Origin of the sequence: Bradyrhizobium guangdongense (assembly GCF_004114975.1) — a bacterium.
Lineage (GTDB): Bacteria > Pseudomonadota > Alphaproteobacteria > Rhizobiales > Xanthobacteraceae > Bradyrhizobium > Bradyrhizobium guangdongense.
The window spans coordinates 3,650,103-3,666,838 of record NZ_CP030051.1 but is presented as its reverse complement, the minus strand read 5'-3'; the positions used below and the strand labels follow the sequence as shown (position 1 = coordinate 3,666,838).

Genomic DNA, 16,736 nt, shown 5'->3' with positions numbered 1-16,736 from the left:
TGGGGGGAATTTTGCGTTGCAGCGTAATAGGCCATGGCCACGCCCAAGGGAAGCCCGGCGGGGTACGGATTCCGTCCTAGTCAAGCTGGGCTGCCTTCCCGTGTCAGCACCGGCCCCGGCAGGCTCGTCCGCCGCATACGAGGAGCTCGGCAACCTTGACTTGCACAAAATGTGGATCGACCCTTTGCCATCAGCGGCGATGAAGGGATCTTCACTTGACCATACCGGACCCAGCCTCGGAGGGCGCGAAGCTCCTGGAGCGAGCGGTGCTGCTTTCCGCAGGCCTTGCGAACCTTCGCCCCAAAGCAGAGATCATGACCCTCTATGGGAGAGCAGCCAAGTTCCAGAGCGATTGCAGGAGGCTCGATCAGCAACTGGCCGCACAAAGCGATCGCATTGGGATATCCGAGCTCGACGATCTGCTTCGGACGCTCTCGATCACATCGCCGAGCGATCTGGCTATTGCCACCGCTCATCACGGACATTTTGTGGCATTCCTTAGCGCCTTTTCGCGCGCGGGCGTACCTTTGGCCGCATGCTACCGCTCGGCTTCCAGGACTTACATTGATGCACTGGGTCGCAGTGGCGTCGCGCTCGTCGATCTCGACCAAGTGTCGAGCGTACGAAGGATTTTCGATGCGTTCGACGAATTGAGGATGAGCGGCCGATACATCGTGCTCATGATAGACGCTCCGTTCGCTTCGCGCCGGAGTTATCCATTCCTGGGCTACCAAGTCGCGGTGTCGTCGATGCCTTGGCTATATGCGCGGCACAGCCGCGCATCGCTACTGCCTCTTGCGACCCGGGTAGAGTCCAGGGCTCTTCTCGGCTACACGATGGGCGATGTTGTAAAACCGTCCACCAAAGACTGCACGCAAACGCTCCTCGGCTTTCTGGAGGACATCATTCTCGCCCAACCGGAACAATACGCCTGGAGCAATTCCATCCTGCTATCGGATTTGTCGGCGCGAGAGAGGGCCTTCTCCTTCGCTCTCGATGCACTGGAATGGCGGCATACTATTGCTCGTCACACTTGAATGCCTTAGCGCCTGGCGCCGCCTTCAGCACCTTCGCAAGAACTTGAAGGTCATTCTGAGTGAAGCCGACCAAAGTCTTCTTGAGCTTTGGGTGCTGCTTGGCGTGCCGCAGCCTCTCAGGATCGTCCGGATTATTGATGGCAGCTCTCAAGACTTCGAAGGCATCCTTGTAGGTAGCCATATTGCCCCTCCCACTGACCCCGCGCTCCGGCGCAATCAACCATAGCGCTAATCATGTCAACGTACTACCCTCGGACAATTTTCGTCTAGGGGGGAAAGAATGTTTTGCAACCTTAGCTCATTGCGGGCCATCGCGGCCCTCGCCGTCCTAACCATGGTCAGCGGCTGCGGCCTTGTCGACAACGCCCTATCGCCGAGGACGTACTCCGTCAACGAGGGGGCCGATGCGGTCCTGAACAACACCATACTTCTGAACATCCTGAGGGCGTCACAATCCGAACCGCTGAACTTCGTCGCCATCGCCAAGTATACGGGGTCGGGACAGCTCGGGCTCACATCTCAGGCAAGTCAATTTACTTACGTCGCCAACGTTACGCACCCAGCGAGCCAGTTCGGTCCAAACAACATCAATGGACAGATCAGCGGCTCGTTCGACCTCAATGTGCTTGAGACGAAAGACTTCTACACCGGTCTGCTTAGGGGAATGGACGCCACTCAAACCAACACCTGGTTCAGTCAAGGTCTCAGTCGCGAGTTGGTGTTCTACGTCCTGATTGCCTCGATCCGAACAACCGGCATGGATGGAGCGGTGTATGAATACCGCAACGATCCGGAAGACAACGACTGGCACAGTTCGCAAAGCGAGGTGGAGCACAACAGCGCGATGTGCATGCCAGCCAACAGCGGTCGCGGTAGATCGACGCAATACAGTGACATCGCGATTTGGTACGGGCTTCACGAAAACGATTGCCGTTTTGAGAAGTTCAGATTCCTGATCGATCTCGCCGTCAAGTATGGCCTTCGCACCGAAACGATTGCCGTGCCGAATCCCAAGTGGACCAAGGACAGCACGACAGAACCCAAGACCATCTCGAAAGTCGTCACTTGCTACGATCCAGCCTGGTTCCGGGAATATGCGCACAAGAAATTCATTCCGGGATTGAGGGTCTGCGGAAGCCAAGCTTCCCTTGAGGCTGCTCATTTCTCGATCATGGGTCCCGGAAATCTGAAGGGGGTGGAGCTGCGAATGCGCTCTCCCTTCGCGATCTTTCAGTATCTCGGACGTATCGTCGCGAGCGAATCTCAGTATCGGGTGGCGCTGAAGGGACGTGAGCGCGGCAATGATGATGCGGGAAGAGCCCAGGTCTTGACGATCATCTCGGGATCCGGAGCGAGCTGCTTCGCCGAAGCCTGGTATCACGGCGCAAACTATTGCGTACCGATGGAGGGGGCTGAAAATACAAAGCAGATCTTCACTTTGCTGCGCGCGGTTCTCGCGACGAATATTTCCGCTTCCGATCTCAATGCTACCCCCACGATACGCGTTACCCCATAGTCCATGGACGCATGGGTCGTGGTATTTCCTGATCGGTAAGCCTCGGATCGCGTTGACGCTCCAGATGCTTCGAAGAACGCCGGTGTCGCAGTCACTCGGCTGATCGCGACACCCGGCTTTGCACCTCCACGGCGATGCTGATTTGGTCAGCCCCTGTAGACCTCGACCGTCTGCATCATGCCCATCTCCTCATGGTTCATCATGTGGCAGTGGAGCATGAAGATTCCAGTGAAATCGAGGAAGCGCGAGCGGAACACGAGCTCGCCGCCCTTGCGCTCGACGATGACGGAATCCCGCCATTCCGGGGTCGCCAGCGCCTTGCCGTTGACCGAGACCACCTCGAAAGGGTTGGTTTGGATGTGGAATACGTGGTCGTCATGCTCATGCGTATTGACGATGGTCCACTCCTCCACATCGGCGTCCGGCGCAGTCGCCGACAGCACCACCTTGCGCCGCCCCGTGATCTCGCTGTCCTTGATGCTCGCGGGCGGCGGCGCCGGCAGCTTCATCTCCATCGGCGCGCCTGACACCACGACCCGCGCCAGCGGCCCGACCGGTGACGGGTGGCCCTGGTCGTAGGGCGCAGCGTTGAAGGCATAAGTTCCGGGCGCGTCCGCCTTCACCAGGATGTCCGCGCGCTGGCCGGGTGCGATCAGGAGCTGCTTCCGCTTCCGCGTCTGCACCGCACCGGCCGTCAATTTCGACGGCAATTCGATCCGCACCGTCGAAGGCCATGCCAAGGAAGGCCAGCTCTCGGCCTGCAACAGGCCTTTATCGATCACTTCGCCTTCCAGTGCGGCTATTGCACTGCCGGCTTGGCGAAGGCCAGGTGCTGCTCGAACGCCTCGCGCGCAGCCCTGTGACCCGCGAAGCGCTGGAGCAGACCATCGCCGATGCGCTCGACGGCCATCTCTGCCGCTGCACCGGCTACATCAAGTACCACGACGCGGTGCGCGACGTAATCCTGGCCGATTCCAGCCGCTATCTGGTCGCCGCCAAATGAGTGCGCCAGTCATGATCACCGCGCGCGTCAGATCATGGCCGTGATGGCAGCGCTGACGAGCAGCCTTTGCGCCGGCTACGCCGCCTCCGACACGACGAGCCACGGCCTTGCCTCGCCCGAGAGCTTTGCCGACATCACCGACACCGAGAAGCGCTCGGCCGCGATTCACCGAGCTGGGCAAGGTGCTGACGCATCCGCGCCGCACCAACTGCCATCCGGCCTGCGACAGCCCGCGCCAGGGCGACAATCCCCGCCTGCATCAGCCGCCGGTGACGCGCGGCACTGATGGCCATGGCCTTGAAGCGATGCGCTGCCACTCCTGCCACCAGAAGGCCAATTTCGAGCCCGGCCGCATTCCCGGCCATCCCGAATGGCATCTCGCCCCGCGCGAGATGGCCTGGGAAGGCAAGACGATCGGCGAGATCTGCGAGCAGATCCGCGACCCCGCGCGCAATGGCGGCCGCAAGGTGGAATATCTCATCGATCACATCGGCAAGGACACACTGGTCGGCTGGGCCTGGAAACCCGGCTTCGGCCGCTCGCCCGTCCCGGGCACGCAAGCGCAGGCCGGTGCGCTCGTCGAAGCGTGGGTGAAGACGGGAGCGGCCTGCCCTGCGCCGTGAGGCGCGAACGCGCCGCGCCCTCCGCGGTCCTAATGTGCTGTCGCGCCTCGCCCAGCGAACTGAGTCCAGTCGAGCTTGTAGTTCACGCCGAGCGTCATCACGTGATAGCGCTGCTTGATCGTTTCCGACTGAACCGCGGCGAGCGGGTCCGGCGCGTTGGCGAAGCTGGCCGGGGTGCTGCCGAGGTCGACATATTTGTAATCGCCTACGACCGACCAGTGCGCATCCAGCGCGTGCTCGATGCCTGCCCCCGCAGTCCAGCCCCATGCAGTCGTGCTGCTGTTGAGGACCCCGCCGGTGTTGCCGAGCCCCATCGCATTGAGCACCGGGTCGGCATTGAGCATGACGTTGGTGTGGCCCACGGCGGCGCCGGCCTTGACGTAATAGAGCGTGCTGTCGGCTGCGTAGCCAAGGCGGCCGGTGAACGTTGCGAGCCGGTCCAACGTCGAGCCGCAGTTCATTCCTGCGGCGAAGGGATCGGGGAAGCCGGTGAAACACGTGAAGGTGCCTTCGACCCGCGACCATGAGCCGGCGGCTTCAAGCCCGACGACCGCGTGCCCGCGCTGGTAGTTGACGCCGATCTGCGCACCGGCGACCGCGCCGGCCGTGCGCACCCGATCGCCGAAGCCGAACGACGGATACGGATCGGCAAAGTCGCTGGTCCCGGCACCGGCGCCGAGATGCCCGCCGATATAAACGCCGGTCCAGTCCCGCGGTGCCGCCGGAGACGACGCGGCCGACGCTTGCGCGCGCATGTCCCCTCCGAAGCGATACGAGGTCTGCACAAATCCACCCCAACGCTCGGTATAAAACTTCTCGAGCTGGTTGGGCGAGACGGCCGGAAACTGCGTGTAGGCGTTGTTGGTGGCGAGATACACGTAACGGCCGCCCACACCGACATTCCAGCGATCGGTCATCGCGTAGGAGACGATCGCCTCGATCTGTGCCCCAGCCGTCGCCGTGCTCCGGGCCCGGGTTGATATCGGGCCTGTTCCAGTGCTGGTCATGCCCCTGGAAATTGACATAGGGCAGATAGGCGGCATCGAGCTCGAGCTTCCAGCGATCGCTCAGTGGAACGCGCGTATTCAAGCCGATTGCAACGCCGCGCCATGTCTCGGTTTCGCTGAGAGCCAACAGCGACGTGTCCTGCGTGGTCGGCGGCGCGCAGATGCCGCCGTTCGCGACCTGGACACAGCCGAATGTCGGGCCGCTTTCGTAGAACGAGCGATAGCCCACATAGGGGCCGAGCTCTCCGGCCGGCCCCTTGATGACGTCATATCCGACATCGAGCGCTCCATAGCGGAGACGGCCGTCTCGTTGTTGGTGACGCGTGTTCGAATACGGTGTCACGCCGGGCACGAAATCCTCGTCGTTCATCGTGCCGCCGGCGAAGTCGCCGAGCCCGAGATTGCCTTTGACGAAGATGCCGTCGCGGTGATCGAGCCGCGCGAACAGTTCGGCCGCATAGCCGGTCATGCCGCGATAGCTGAGGCGCGAGACGATATTGTCCTGACCTGGGATGGCGCCGAGATCCTGAGCCTTGCGGCCACTGCTCACGAATGCACGCGCGCCCGCCTCGATGCTCCAGTCGGCGAAGGGCTCCGGCGCCTTGACATACGCTTTCGACGGCACGGCCGACGCGTAGGCTGCGGCTGCCGGATCGGCGCCGAGCTTGTAGTTCACGCCCATCTTCACACTGTGCAGGTCCTGCCAAAGCCCGACATTCGAAACGTTGCCGAACTGGTCCGTGAAGGCGACGGTCTTGCTGCCGAAGTTCGCGTAATCGTATTCAACCTTGGCCGACCAGGCGGGCGAGAAGGCGTATTCGAGGCCGGTGCCGATCGTGTAGCCCCAGCGGGTGTCGTCCGCCGTGAAACGGTTGGTCGGAAGAGCGCCAAAGGCAGCCTGCGGATTGACGGCGTCGTGGGTCTCGTGGGCCCAGGCTGCGCCTGCTTTGCCGTAGATGAGCAGATTGCCATAGGTCGTGCCGAGACGTCCGGTCAGCACACCGAGCGCGTCGATGCGGGTGTGGCAGTTGAAGCTCGTGGGCCCCACCTCGCTCACGGCGCATTTGGCGTTGCTGTCGACATCAGCCCAGCTGGCTTCGCCCTCGATGCCCGTCACCCAGCGGCCGAATTGCCAGGCATAGCCGGCCTGGCCGCCGACCATCATCCCGCCCGCTTCCCCACTGCCGGCAAAGATGCTGTCGGCGAAGGTGTTGAACACGCCATCGGCCTGCTTCCAGTCGGTGCGCCCCCAGCCGCCACCGCCATGGACGCCGACATAGAAGCCGGTCCAGTTGCGATTGCCTGATGGCGCCGGCGCGGACATGAACGCTGGGCCGGCCCCGGTTGCAAACGCGGGAAGGCCGTTGCCGAGATGATAGTTCAGCCCAAGTTTGACGAGCTGCGCGTGGCTCCCCACCACGACATCGGACTGATTGCCGAACTGGTCGGTCATCCGCGTGGTCTTGTTGCCGAAGTCGAGCCAGTCGTACTCGACCTTGGCAGACAGCGCGGGCGAGAAGGCATATTCGAGCCCGAGACCGGCGGTCCAGCCAAGGCGCATCGCATCCCCGGAAAACTGGTTCGGGATTCCGAACGACGGGTAAGGCAACATCGCGAACTGCTCGTGCGCCCAGCCAAGACCGCCCTTGCCGTAGAGCAGGAACTGGTCGACCGTCAAACCAAGCCGCGCCGTCGCGGTGCCGAGCGCATTGGTGCGGGTCCGGCACAGCCACAGGCCATTCGCGCATTCGGCGATACCCTGCAGATCCGCAAAGCTCGCGTCCGCCTCGGCGCCGAGCACCCAACGGCCGAATTGTTTGTTATAGCCGATCTGGGCGCCAGCGATGGTGCCGCCGCTCGAAGCTTCGCCGAAGAACGGCGTGAGGGGCGCCAGCGCGCCGCTACCGCTGCGCCAGCCATCGTAGCCCCAACCACTGCCAAGGTGCGTTCCCACGTACCAGCCGGTCCAGGAAGCGATCGGCGGCGACGGCGGATTAACCGACAGATTAGCGGCACGTGCGGCGGAGATGCCCGATGCAAGCGCAACCAGCGAGACGGTCGCGTAAAGAGCTCGACGTTTCAATTGACCAACCCCAAATTCCCCGCGGCGGGGACAGACCATGGCAGCCGCGAAGCGCAACCTGACCGACGTGTTTTCCGCAAGATGCCTGCGAGAGTCGCCTGGCGTTGCATCTTTGCGGAATCTGTCGTTCCCCCTCTGAAGTAGTAGCCTGCGATCGCGGAAGTTCAAGTTTGCGCAGCGCTTGCGAGATCAACGCAGGTTTACATACGTCGCGGCCGGATTCGCGAGGCCGCCGTTGCCGGACCAACCACCCGGCGCCGGCGGCACTCGACTCTCCTCTCCGGCCCGCGCCCCTTGCTATTGTTGAGATCCGCTCTGCTGATTGCCCGAAGCCCCGCTATTCTGACGAGGAGAGGCGGATGGATTGGATTCGGATCCCGCCGAACCTGAGCCCGTGCCGACCGTCCCTGAATTGCTCCCTGCTCCGCTCATCGCTTCAAACACGGACATCCCGTGCGGACCGATTGTCATGAGCACGGGATTGCCGTCGCTCGATTTGGCCTGCACGACGAACGAACGGGCGACCACCTTCACGTCGGTGAAGCCGGCCTTCTCCAGATCATGGCGGATTTTCTGGATTGCATCTGTATCCTGCGTTTGGCCGCCGCTCGGGGAAGCGTCGGCCGGGCTGCCCTGGTCGTTCTTGCTCGATGCTGCGTCCATCTGCGAGCTGTTGACGGGAGCGGACGTTTGCGCAAGCACCGGCGAGCCGAGAAATGCCAGCAATGTTGCCATGGCGAGAGTTGGTTTCATGAGCGTTCTCCTGGGTTGAGAGATACGCGTTATCGTCGTGCCGCGCCGATCGTTCCTAGGAATTTTCTAGCGCGATCTGCTCGGCTCCGCACGGGGCGCGTGTGTGCAAATGCGCCGGTCCGTGTGCCGACCAGAAGGCCGGCTGCGAAAGCGGCGAGAGCGCCGACGGCCAGCGGCACGATACGAGCCATGGGTCCATCGACGACGAGGGCGTGATCGTCCGCCTCCGCGCCGAAACGCCCGCGCGTGCGATGCAGAGATCGCACGGAGCTCATCAGATTGTCGGCGCGTTCTTCTCCCACCGGCTCCGCCGTCTCCTGCGCCGCGAACGCCGCTTTGGCCAGATAGTGATCGAGCCAGGCCGGAAGCACGGCATTGCCCAGGATGACCTTGAGCGTACTCAGTCCGATCCAGGATTCGCGGCAGGGACGGCGGACAGCCTGATACACTGCATTCGCGATCACCTCGGGCTGCACCACCGGGGCGACCGGACGCGGTTGCCGCGGCATGTGGGTCCGGGCCCAATCGAATTGCGGCGTGTTGACCGCCGGCAGCTCCATCATGGTAAGATGGATGCGGCTCCTGTCGTGGATCAGCTCGGTGCGCAGAGAATCGGTGAAGCCGCGAATGGCATGCTTGGCGCCGCAATAAGCCGATTGCAGCGGGATGCCGCGATAGGCTAGCGCGGACCCGATCTGGATGATGTGGCCGCGATCGGCCGGACGCATATGACGCAGCGCCGCCATGGTGCCGTGCACGAAGCCGAGATAGGTCACCTCGGTCACGCGGCGAAACTCCTCGGCACTCATTTTCCACACCGGCGAGAATACCGTGACCATGGCATCGTTGATCCAGACATCGATCGTGCCGAAGTCTCTGATTACGCGGTCCGCCGCGGCGAACATGGCCTCCGCATCGGCTACATCGGCCGGTAACACCAGCCCCGTTCCACCCAGCTGCTCGACCTCGCGACGGGTCTCCTCCAGCGCCTCGGCGTCGCGCGCGATCAGACCGATACGCCAGCCGTCGCGGGCGAAGCGATGCGCGGTGGCGCGCCCGACGCCCGCCGAAGCTCCAGTGATGACGACAACCCCGCCTGAATGAATTGGCACCACGCTCATGATCTCTGCACCTCGATTGATCGCCGCTGAATGGATGGCCGTGATGAACCGGCCTCGAGTTCGCCTCGGCTTGCCAAAGCGCGAATGCGGTCCGCGGTCCGGCACGCGATCGCCTGGATCGTCAGCGACGGATTGGCGCCTCCAACCGTCGGGAAGACCGAGCCGTCGCAGATCCACAGGTTCGGAATGTCCCAGCTGCGGCAGTCGGCATCGACGACGCTGCTGCGGGCATCGCTGCCCATGCGCGCGGTTCCGTTGAGATGACAGGTGTCGTCGTCCTGGATCCAGATATCGCTTGCGTCCACCGCCTCCAGCGCACGCCGCATGAACTTGAGGGAGTGATCGATCAGACGCTTGTCGTTGTCGCACCAGGAATAGGTGATCCGGGGAATCCGCAATCCGTACTGGTCGACCTCATCGGACAGGGTCACCCGGTTGGATTCCTGCGGCAGCATCTCGCCGACGATCTTGAGGCCGACCACGTGATTGTAGTCTTTCATGGCCTCGACGAGGCTCTCCCCCCACAGACCGCGCGCGCTGAACAGCGTGTTGGCCCACAGCTGCGGCAACGGTCCCTGGCTCATGTAGGAATAGCCGCCGAAGAAATCCTTGCCCTTGTCTTCGTAGTTCCAGTGCTCGGTGATGGCGAGCGAGGGCGGCCCCTTGTAGGAACGGACCTCCTGCTCCAACCGTCCCCAAACCGCCTGATTGGACTGCGCCATCAGGTTCTTTCCGACCAGGCCCGAGCTGTTGGCAAGACCGTCGGGAAAGCGGGCTGTCGCGGAGTTGAGCAGGAGCCGTGGTGTCTCGATCGCATAGCCTGCAACGACCACGTTGCGCGCGCGCTGAAAACGCCAGCTACCGTCCCGGTGATAGTGTACGCCGGACACCAGGCCTGAGGGCTCGACCTCGACGCGCCCGACCATCGCAAGATCGCGGATTTCCGCACCCGCCGCGATCGCGCGCGGGATCCATGTGACGAGCGCGCTCTGCTTGGCATTGGTCGAACAGCCGGTGACGCAGAAGCCGCGATAGACGCAAGGATGGGCCAGTCCGCGCGGCGCGGACAGCGTCGCCAGCGGCGTCTCGGTCCATTTGATGCCCAGCGCCTCGCAGCCTTTCGCCAGCGCCCGCGCCGCGCCGTTCAGCGGGTGGGCACGATACGGGTAGCGCGGACGCCGCGGCCCCCAGGGATAGGTCACCGGACCTGCTATTTTCAGCGCCTGCTCGACTTCGGCGTAGTAGTCCCACATCTCGCGCCAGTCGAGCGGCCAGTCGGCGCCGTAGCCGAGCACGCTACGCGACTTGAACCATTCGGGCCGGAAGCGCAGCGAGACCATCGCAAAGTGCACCGTCGAGCCGCCCACCGCCTTGCCGCTGTTGTTGCTACCGAGCTGGAGCGGATTGTCGCCGTCAACGATGCGGTCATCGGTCCAATAGAGCTTGGTCTGCTCGGATTCATCGGAGGCAAAATCCTCCAGCGGCCTGAAATAAGGGCCCGCGTCGAAGGCGACGACGGAGAAACCGTGTTCGGCGAGCTTGCAGGCGAGCGTGCCGCCGCCCGCGCCCGTTCCGACGATGGCGAAATCGACCGGCTCGCTCTCGCGATATTGCCGCATGGGCACCCAGCCGCCCGGACGGAAAACGTCGGGAGCCCGACCATCGCACGCGCGCGGCATATGCAGCGGATCATCGGACACGGCGATTGCTCCGGAAAGCTGTCGCGTCACCGCCGTCTGTCGCCTCGGCGGCTTCCCAGGGATCGCGCTCGTCAAGACCAAGGCGCACATAGCCGCGCGGGCTTGCGGGCCCGCCCCAGCCGATCTCGCTCCAGGCGGTCGGGTGTGCGTAATAGGCAAGCACGATGTCGCGTCCCAGGCGATGCCTGAAGAAAACCTCGCAGCGCAAGCCGCCCCATTCGCCTGATGCCAATTCACCTGACTGCGCGGCGCGCAGCAGCTTGTCCTGCAAAGCTTCCGGCAATTCGGCAAAACGTTTGCCGTACGCTGCGGCGGCCTCGGCGTTCAGCGCCTTCAGGCCGAGACGCCACGCCTCGCCGTCCCTGGGCACACCGGGCCTGCGAAACCCGTCCATGATCTGGTCGTCCAGCTTGCGATCGACCAGCGCGGCGATCGGCACGGGCGGACGGTCGGCCGGTTGCGGAACGATACGGTCCGCGATCGCCACGACGGTCTCGTATTCGTCCGCGGTGAAGAAGCGCGGCTCGGGCGCGATCGACAGCCGCCGCGTGATGACCTCGCGCGTCTTGTCGTTCCAGGACGGACCCGACCATTTGGCGAGCACGTCATATCCGGGGTAGCGGTCGCTTCGTTCATGCATTGGGATGCGCCTTCATGAGACCAAGTGCAGCCAGACCCGCCAGCGCGAGGCCGGCAAAGCTCGGCGGCGCAGGGATCGGCGGTCCGTTCAGAATGTTCTGGCTCCAGTTGCGCCAGCCCCCCATGTTTCGCGACACGCCGTAAGCGTGGAAACCGACGCCGGCAAAGCCCATCACGGTCAGCAGGCGCATCCACCAGCGGGTGAACCGATGCGCCCTGCCCGGACCACCTCCGGCCGCCGACATCAGCAGCGCCGCGCCGACAGGCGACAGCGTGACCGGCAGAAGCATGAACGGGTTGTGGTAGGCGCCCCGGAAATGCAGCAGGCCGGCCTCGCCGGTGGTGCCGAGCAGGCCCGCACCGGTGACCGCGGCGATCATGCGTCCCGCCGGCAGACCGAAAATGCGCGGGCGCGTTCGGTGCGCTTCGCGCACCCGTTCCGAACAGAAGCCGAGCAAGCCGGACAGCAGGATCGCCATGGGGGCGCCGATCGGCGCGCCGTAAAACACGTTCTGCCAGCTGAAGCCGCCGACGCGCTTGCCGACGTTGTAGAGATGGAATCCGGAGCCGACGAGGCCGGTGGCGGCCGCAAGCAGGTAGGTCGCATCGCGCGCCTTGTGCGCCAGCGGACGCATGTCGGCGGTGCCGTGCAGGCTCGTTGCCAGCGTGAGCGCCGAAACCAGCAGCGGAGTGTACATGGCCTTGTTCTTGAACGAGCCGCGGTAGTGCTCGACGCCGGAATCGGCGAGCACCGAGGCCGCAAGCGTTCCCGCGGCCCTGTTGAGCCGTCGCGCGGTCGTCACCGTTTCCGTCTGGCCGGAGCGATTGCGTATCGGCGCGGCAAGGCGCGATCGCGAGGGGCGCGCGCGCCGGACGTTCGAAAGTACTGAGACCAGGGCCAGGCCCGATGCTGCGATCCCGGCCAAGGCAATCAGATCGCGTTCGGCGGGCCTGGTCATGCGGCCTCCGACACGGCGTAAGCGGCGGCATCGCTCCGTTTGAAGACCAGCCCGTGTCCCGGCGCCGACAGATCGGGCGCGATCCGCCCCTCGCGCGGCTGCGGCGCGCCGTCGAAGAACATGCGCTCGATGCGGACATGGTCGTGAAACCATTCGAGATGGCGCATGCGGGGCGCCGCGCAGGCGATGGCGAGATGTAGCGCCGGCGCACAATGCCCGGAGAGGTCGACGTGAAAGGCCTCGCACAGCGCCGCAATCTGCAGAAAGCCGGTGAAGCCACCGCACCGCGTCGCGTCCGCCTGCTGCACATCCGTGGCACCGCTCTCGAGCATGCCGCGCACGTAATCGAGCGTATAGGCGTATTCGCCCGCGGCCACGTCCATCCCATCAGGGGCATGCTGCCTCACCATGGCGAGCCCAGGTAGATTGTCTGACGACACCGGCTCCTCGAACCAGCTGACGTCCTGCTCGGCGAACACATGGGCGAGCCGGATCGCTTGCCTGGCGTTGCAGGCGCCGTTGGCATCGACGAACAGGGCCGCACCGCCGATTGCGCGCTTGGCCACTGCGACGCGATGAGGATCCCGCTCGGGCTCGGAGCCGATCTTCATCTTGACATAGGCGCAGCCCTGCTGCGCGACCCAGCCGCCGAGCTGTTGCTCCAGCTCTGCATCCGAATAGGTGGTGAAGCCGCCGCTGCCGTAAATCGGGATGGAGGTCCGGCGCGCGCCGAGAACGACGACGAGCGGCAAATCGAGCAGACGCGCCTTGAGATCATGCAGGGCGGTGTCGACGGCGGAGATCGCCGTCGCCGCAAGGCCCTCACGTCCGAGATTGCGGACGGCCCGCTGCATCGCCTCGAAACAGGCCTGGGGCGCCATGGCGTCTCTGCCCTTGATCACCGCGGCGAGCTTGTCCCGGATCAGCCCGACGAGGCAGGCGCTCGCATAGGTGTAGCCCAGCCCGACCCGGCCTCCACCTTCGACCTCGACGAGCACCATCGTCGTCGAATTCCAGGCGATTGTGCCGTCCGCCTCGGGGCGATCGGTCGGCACCGTGTACGCCTCGGCGCGCACGCTGCGGATTGGGACCTCGCACCGCATCAGTCTTTCCCGGGTAGAACGCTCGTCAGCAATTCCTTGGCGCTGTTCTTGAGCACGCTGCCCAGCTCCGGCTCGGACGGGATCATGCTGACGAAATTCTTGGCCTCCTTCAGAGTGATGTGCGGCGGCAGCGGCGGCACGTTGGGATCGGTATAGGCCTCGAGGATGACAGGCCGGTCCGCCGCGAGCGCCTCTTCCCATGCCGCGCCGACCCGGTCGGGATTGTCGACGAAGATGCCCTTCAGGCCAAGCAGCTCGGCGTAGCGGTGATAGGGGAAATCAGGAATACTTTGGGTCGATAAGGTCTTGCCCGCGCCGAGCTGGATGCGCTCCTCCCACGTCACCTGGTTGAGGTCGCGATTGTTGAGCACCAGCACGACCAGCCGCGGATTCGACCACCGCTTCCAATACTTGGAGATGGTGATCATGACGTTGAGCCCGTTCATCTGCATCGCGCCGTCGCCCATGCAGGCGATCACGGTGCGATCGGGATAAGCCATCTTCCCCGCAAGCGCGTAAGGCGTGCCCGCGCCGAGCGAGGCAAGCCCGCCGGACAGCGACGCCTTCATGCCGCGCCTCATTTTGAGGTCCCGCGCGTACCAGTTCGCCACCGAGCCGGAATCGGCGGTGACGATGGCGTTGTCGGGCAGACGCGGCGACAGCTCCCAGAACACCCGCTGCGGATTGAGCGGCTCGGCGGAATTCATCGCCCGTTCCTTCAGCGTCTCCCACCAATCGGCCATGCCCTTCTCGATGTCGCGCCGCCAGGATGAGTCCTTCTTTTGCGTGAGCAGCGGCAACAGCGCGCGCAGTGTCGTGGCGCTATCGCCGACCATGTTCACTTCCATCGGATAGCGCAGGCTGAGGCGGCTGCCGTCGATGTCGATCTGGACGCCGCGCGCGGCCCCCGGCTTTGGCAGGAACTCGCTGTAAGGAAAGGCGGAGCCCACCATCAGAAACGTGTCGCAGTTCTTCATCAGGTCCCAGCTTGGCCGCGTTCCCAATAGGCCGATCGAACCGGTCACGAACGGCAAATCGTCCGGCACCGCCGCTTTGCCCAGCAGCGCCTTGGCGACCCCGGCCTGCAGGCGCTGGGCAACTTCGATCACCTCATCCGTTGCATCCAGTGCACCGGCACCGACGAGCATGGCAACCTTGCTGCCCGCGTTGAGGACATCCGCGGCGGCGCGGAGTGCGGCCTGATCCGGCAGCTTCGCCGGTCCGGCATAGCCGACGCCGGTGTGGGTGGCGCCATGCGCGAGCGGCGGATCCTTGTAATCGAGTTCCTGCAGATCGTTCGGCAGGATCACGCAGGTCACGGCCCGCTTGGTGTGTGCGATGCGAACCGCCCGGTCGATCAGATGACGGACCTGCTCGGGCACACTCGCCATCGCGACATATTCGGTCACGCCCTGGAACAAGGTCTGGAGATCGACCTCCTGCTGGTAGCTTGCCCCGATCGCGCTTCGTGCCTGCTGACCGACGAGCGCGACTACGGGAACGTGGTCCATCTTCGCGTCATAGAGCCCGTTGAGGAGGTGGATCGCACCGGGACCGGAGGTGGCATAGCAAAGGCCGACTTCGCCGGTGAACTTCGCATGGGCCGAGGCCATGAAGGCTGCCATCTCCTCGTGGCGAACCTGCACGTACTCCATTCTGTCCTTGGCTTTTTCGAGAGCGACATCGAGGCCGCCGACACCGTCGCCGGGATAACCATAGACGCGCTTCAAACCCCATTCGGACAGGCGATGCCAAACATATTCGCTAACATTCATCGGAAGCGTCCCGTATGTCATTCGTGACGTTGTGCGGCTGGTACGGAATCCAACAGGAAAGAACGTCGAACGTTGCAGGATTAATGAATGTTTAGGTTGAGAGCTGGCGCGATTGACGGCCGAAGATACGGACGTGCGGCACCTTCTCCCTGCGCGGCGCGACGGGATCGATTGGAAACCTCGGCGAAGCGGAACATCGTGAAGCTTCGCGAGACGCCTACCGCGCAGGCGCGCGAATGTTCCTATGAACCGGATCGGAGAAAGGTCGAATACGAGAAGCGCCCTGCCCCTTCACTGCCGCGAGAGCACCGCAGGATCAACCGTTTGAGCAGCACTCCGGTGCGAGCGAGCCATGCCAGCGCCCCTAACTCGGATATGCTGTCGATTGGAATCAGGGAAGCAAGGGGCGCAATTTTTCAATGAGGATGATCATCTTCTCACTCGTCGCTGTTTTGTCGTTCTCGTCTGCACAGGCCGAGGTGGTCAAGATACCCTGGCATACCCCGGCGCAATCCTCTCCCTGGATTCCCGGCAACGACTACATCGACGGCTGGTCGAAGAACTTCATGGACGGCACCGTCGAGGAGAAGCGCAAGGTCAAGGCCGAGGGCGAGCTGCAGGCCGACTTGATGCGGCCGCAAGGCGCCAAAGGTTTGATCCCCTTCGTGATCATGCTGCACGGCTGCGACGGGTTCGGCCGGGTCGAGAAGGCGTGGGGGCGCGACTACGGCGGCCGATTGGTCGGCGCCGGCTATGGAGTGCTGCTGCTCGACAGCTTCGGCAGCCGCGGCTTGGGACCCGACGGGGTCTGCGCCGATCCCAGCCAACTGACCTGGGCGCGACGCCGCGCCGATGATGCCTATTCGGCGCTGGATTGGCTCATCGCCCAGAAGATCGCCGATCCCAAGCAGGTCTACGTCCTCGGCCGCAGCAACGGAACGACCACGACCTTGATGATCATGAACCGTGCGATCGGCGACCTGCACGAGCACATGTTCGCGGGCGGCTTCGCGATGCAGCCGTCCTGCTACTTGATGAAGAACGTCGAGTTCTACGCTCCGGTTCATCTCTTCCTGGCGGAGAAGGACGAGGCCACCAGTCCTGTTCTCTGCGGCCAGATGGCCGAGAGCAAACGCTCGATCCCCGTGACGTCGGTGCTGTGGAAAGGCGCCAGCCACAGCTTCGAAGATCACGAGCCGATTCACGTCTTCCATGGCTACCACATCGGGTACAATGCCGCGGCTGCGGAAGGCACGATCAAGGCGATCATCGATATGTTGAACGAGGCCAGGAAGGCGAAGAACTGATCGGAGAGCAACAGCCCGTGGATTGCGGCGAGGACATCGACCGGCGACCGCGGCCAAGGCGCCTCCTATTTCGTTTGCACAACCAAGACCCGAAGCCGACATAATTTAGC

The 16,736-nt window shown here is 63.8% G+C and carries 13 protein-coding genes and 3 pseudogenes; 5 read left to right on the top strand and 11 right to left on the bottom strand.

Annotated elements, in window-relative coordinates; all coding sequences use genetic code 11:
- Positions 1-215: 215 nt before the first annotated feature.
- The gene (locus X265_RS17465; protein ID WP_128965917.1) at positions 216-1,037 is read left to right on the top strand and encodes an LpxL/LpxP family acyltransferase; all 822 of its coding nucleotides are present in this window, start codon (positions 216-218) and stop codon (positions 1,035-1,037) included.
- Here X265_RS17465 and X265_RS17460 read toward each other — a convergent pair.
- The gene (locus tag X265_RS17460; RefSeq protein WP_128965916.1) at positions 1,018-1,218 is read right to left on the bottom strand and encodes a hypothetical protein; all 201 of its coding nucleotides are present in this window, start codon (positions 1,216-1,218) and stop codon (positions 1,018-1,020) included. The genes X265_RS17465 and X265_RS17460 overlap by 20 nt on opposite strands.
- A gap of 99 nt (positions 1,219-1,317) precedes the next feature.
- Between X265_RS17460 and X265_RS17455 the strand changes: the two genes are divergently transcribed.
- Positions 1,318-2,553 (top strand): hypothetical protein, encoded by a 1,236-nt coding sequence (locus X265_RS17455; RefSeq protein ID WP_128965915.1) that lies wholly within the window; start codon positions 1,318-1,320, stop codon positions 2,551-2,553.
- Between the two features lie 146 nt (positions 2,554-2,699).
- On the opposite strand, the gene X265_RS17450 is transcribed toward X265_RS17455, so the two are convergent.
- Positions 2,700-3,062 (bottom strand): multicopper oxidase domain-containing protein, encoded by a 363-nt coding sequence (locus X265_RS17450; protein WP_308421696.1) that lies wholly within the window; start codon positions 3,060-3,062, stop codon positions 2,700-2,702.
- A gap of 169 nt (positions 3,063-3,231) precedes the next feature.
- Here X265_RS17450 and X265_RS17445 point away from each other — a divergent pair.
- Positions 3,232-3,556 (top strand): annotated as a pseudogene (locus X265_RS17445) ((2Fe-2S)-binding protein); the annotation flags it as partial.
- Positions 3,557-3,590: 34 nt separating this feature from the next.
- Positions 3,591-4,179: pseudogene (locus X265_RS17440) on the top strand (Isoquinoline 1-oxidoreductase subunit).
- A 29-nt stretch (positions 4,180-4,208) separates the two neighbouring features.
- Here the strand turns inward: X265_RS17440 and X265_RS17435 are convergent.
- The 9 genes and pseudogenes from X265_RS17435 to X265_RS17395 all read right to left on the bottom strand — a co-directional run bounded on the left by X265_RS17435 (position 4,209) and on the right by X265_RS17395 (position 15,319).
- Complete coding sequence (locus X265_RS17435; protein WP_164938640.1) at positions 4,209-4,934, bottom strand: outer membrane protein; 726 nt, start codon at positions 4,932-4,934, stop codon at positions 4,209-4,211.
- Positions 4,935-5,904: 970 nt separating this feature from the next.
- Positions 5,905-7,308 (bottom strand): annotated as a pseudogene (locus X265_RS41415) (outer membrane protein); the annotation flags it as partial.
- Between the two features lie 258 nt (positions 7,309-7,566).
- Positions 7,567-8,004, bottom strand: a complete 438-nt coding sequence (locus X265_RS41410; RefSeq protein ID WP_244659369.1) for a hypothetical protein — start codon at positions 8,002-8,004, stop codon at positions 7,567-7,569.
- Positions 8,005-8,051: 47 nt separating this feature from the next.
- The gene (locus X265_RS17420; RefSeq protein ID WP_373291665.1) at positions 8,052-9,134 is read right to left on the bottom strand and encodes an SDR family oxidoreductase; all 1,083 of its coding nucleotides are present in this window, start codon (positions 9,132-9,134) and stop codon (positions 8,052-8,054) included.
- A gap of 5 nt (positions 9,135-9,139) precedes the next feature.
- Positions 9,140-10,843, bottom strand: coding sequence for a GMC family oxidoreductase (locus tag X265_RS17415; protein ID WP_128965911.1), 1,704 nt, complete (start codon positions 10,841-10,843; stop codon positions 9,140-9,142).
- Positions 10,833-11,483 (bottom strand): gluconate 2-dehydrogenase subunit 3 family protein, encoded by a 651-nt coding sequence (locus X265_RS17410; protein ID WP_128965910.1) that lies wholly within the window; start codon positions 11,481-11,483, stop codon positions 10,833-10,835. The genes X265_RS17415 and X265_RS17410 overlap by 11 nt, the downstream gene beginning before the upstream one ends.
- Entirely contained in the window at positions 11,476-12,441 is a 966-nt protein-coding gene (locus X265_RS17405) for a hypothetical protein (RefSeq protein ID WP_128965909.1), read from the bottom strand. Before X265_RS17405 ends, X265_RS17410 begins: the two co-directional genes overlap by 8 nt.
- The gene (locus tag X265_RS17400) at positions 12,438-13,544 is read right to left on the bottom strand and encodes an enolase C-terminal domain-like protein (RefSeq protein ID WP_128965908.1); all 1,107 of its coding nucleotides are present in this window, start codon (positions 13,542-13,544) and stop codon (positions 12,438-12,440) included. Before X265_RS17400 ends, X265_RS17405 begins: the two co-directional genes overlap by 4 nt.
- Positions 13,544-15,319, bottom strand: a complete 1,776-nt coding sequence (locus X265_RS17395) for a thiamine pyrophosphate-requiring protein (protein WP_128965907.1) — start codon at positions 15,317-15,319, stop codon at positions 13,544-13,546. Before X265_RS17395 ends, X265_RS17400 begins: the two co-directional genes overlap by 1 nt.
- Positions 15,320-15,738: 419 nt before the next feature.
- On the opposite strand from X265_RS17395, the gene X265_RS17390 reads away from it, so the two are divergent.
- On the top strand, positions 15,739-16,626 hold the full coding sequence (locus tag X265_RS17390) for a dienelactone hydrolase family protein (protein WP_128965906.1): 888 nt from the start codon (positions 15,739-15,741) through the stop codon (positions 16,624-16,626).
- Positions 16,627-16,736: the final 110 nt, after the last annotated feature.

What these genes read in the sequence shown, in the direction of transcription:
- X265_RS17435 (WP_164938640.1), bottom strand. Translation starts at nt 4,934, where the DNA reads ATGCGCGCGCAAGCGTCGGCCGCGTCGTCTCCGGCGGCACCGCGGGAC.
- X265_RS17410 (WP_128965910.1), bottom strand. Translation starts at nt 11,483, where the DNA reads ATGCATGAACGAAGCGACCGCTACCCCGGATATGACGTGCTCGCCAAA.
- X265_RS17405 (WP_128965909.1), bottom strand. Translation starts at nt 12,441, where the DNA reads ATGACCAGGCCCGCCGAACGCGATCTGATTGCCTTGGCCGGGATCGCA.
- X265_RS41410 (WP_244659369.1), bottom strand. Translation starts at nt 8,004, where the DNA reads ATGGCAACATTGCTGGCATTTCTCGGCTCGCCGGTGCTTGCGCAAACG.
- X265_RS17400 (WP_128965908.1), bottom strand. Translation starts at nt 13,544, where the DNA reads ATGCGGTGCGAGGTCCCAATCCGCAGCGTGCGCGCCGAGGCGTACACG.
- X265_RS17395 (WP_128965907.1), bottom strand. Translation starts at nt 15,319, where the DNA reads ATGAATGTTAGCGAATATGTTTGGCATCGCCTGTCCGAATGGGGTTTG.
- X265_RS17450 (WP_308421696.1), bottom strand. Translation starts at nt 3,062, where the DNA reads ATGAAGCTGCCGGCGCCGCCGCCCGCGAGCATCAAGGACAGCGAGATC.
- X265_RS17390 (WP_128965906.1), top strand. Translation starts at nt 15,739, where the DNA reads ATGAGGATGATCATCTTCTCACTCGTCGCTGTTTTGTCGTTCTCGTCT.
- X265_RS17460 (WP_128965916.1), bottom strand. Translation starts at nt 1,218, where the DNA reads ATGGCTACCTACAAGGATGCCTTCGAAGTCTTGAGAGCTGCCATCAAT.
- X265_RS17455 (WP_128965915.1), top strand. Translation starts at nt 1,318, where the DNA reads ATGTTTTGCAACCTTAGCTCATTGCGGGCCATCGCGGCCCTCGCCGTC.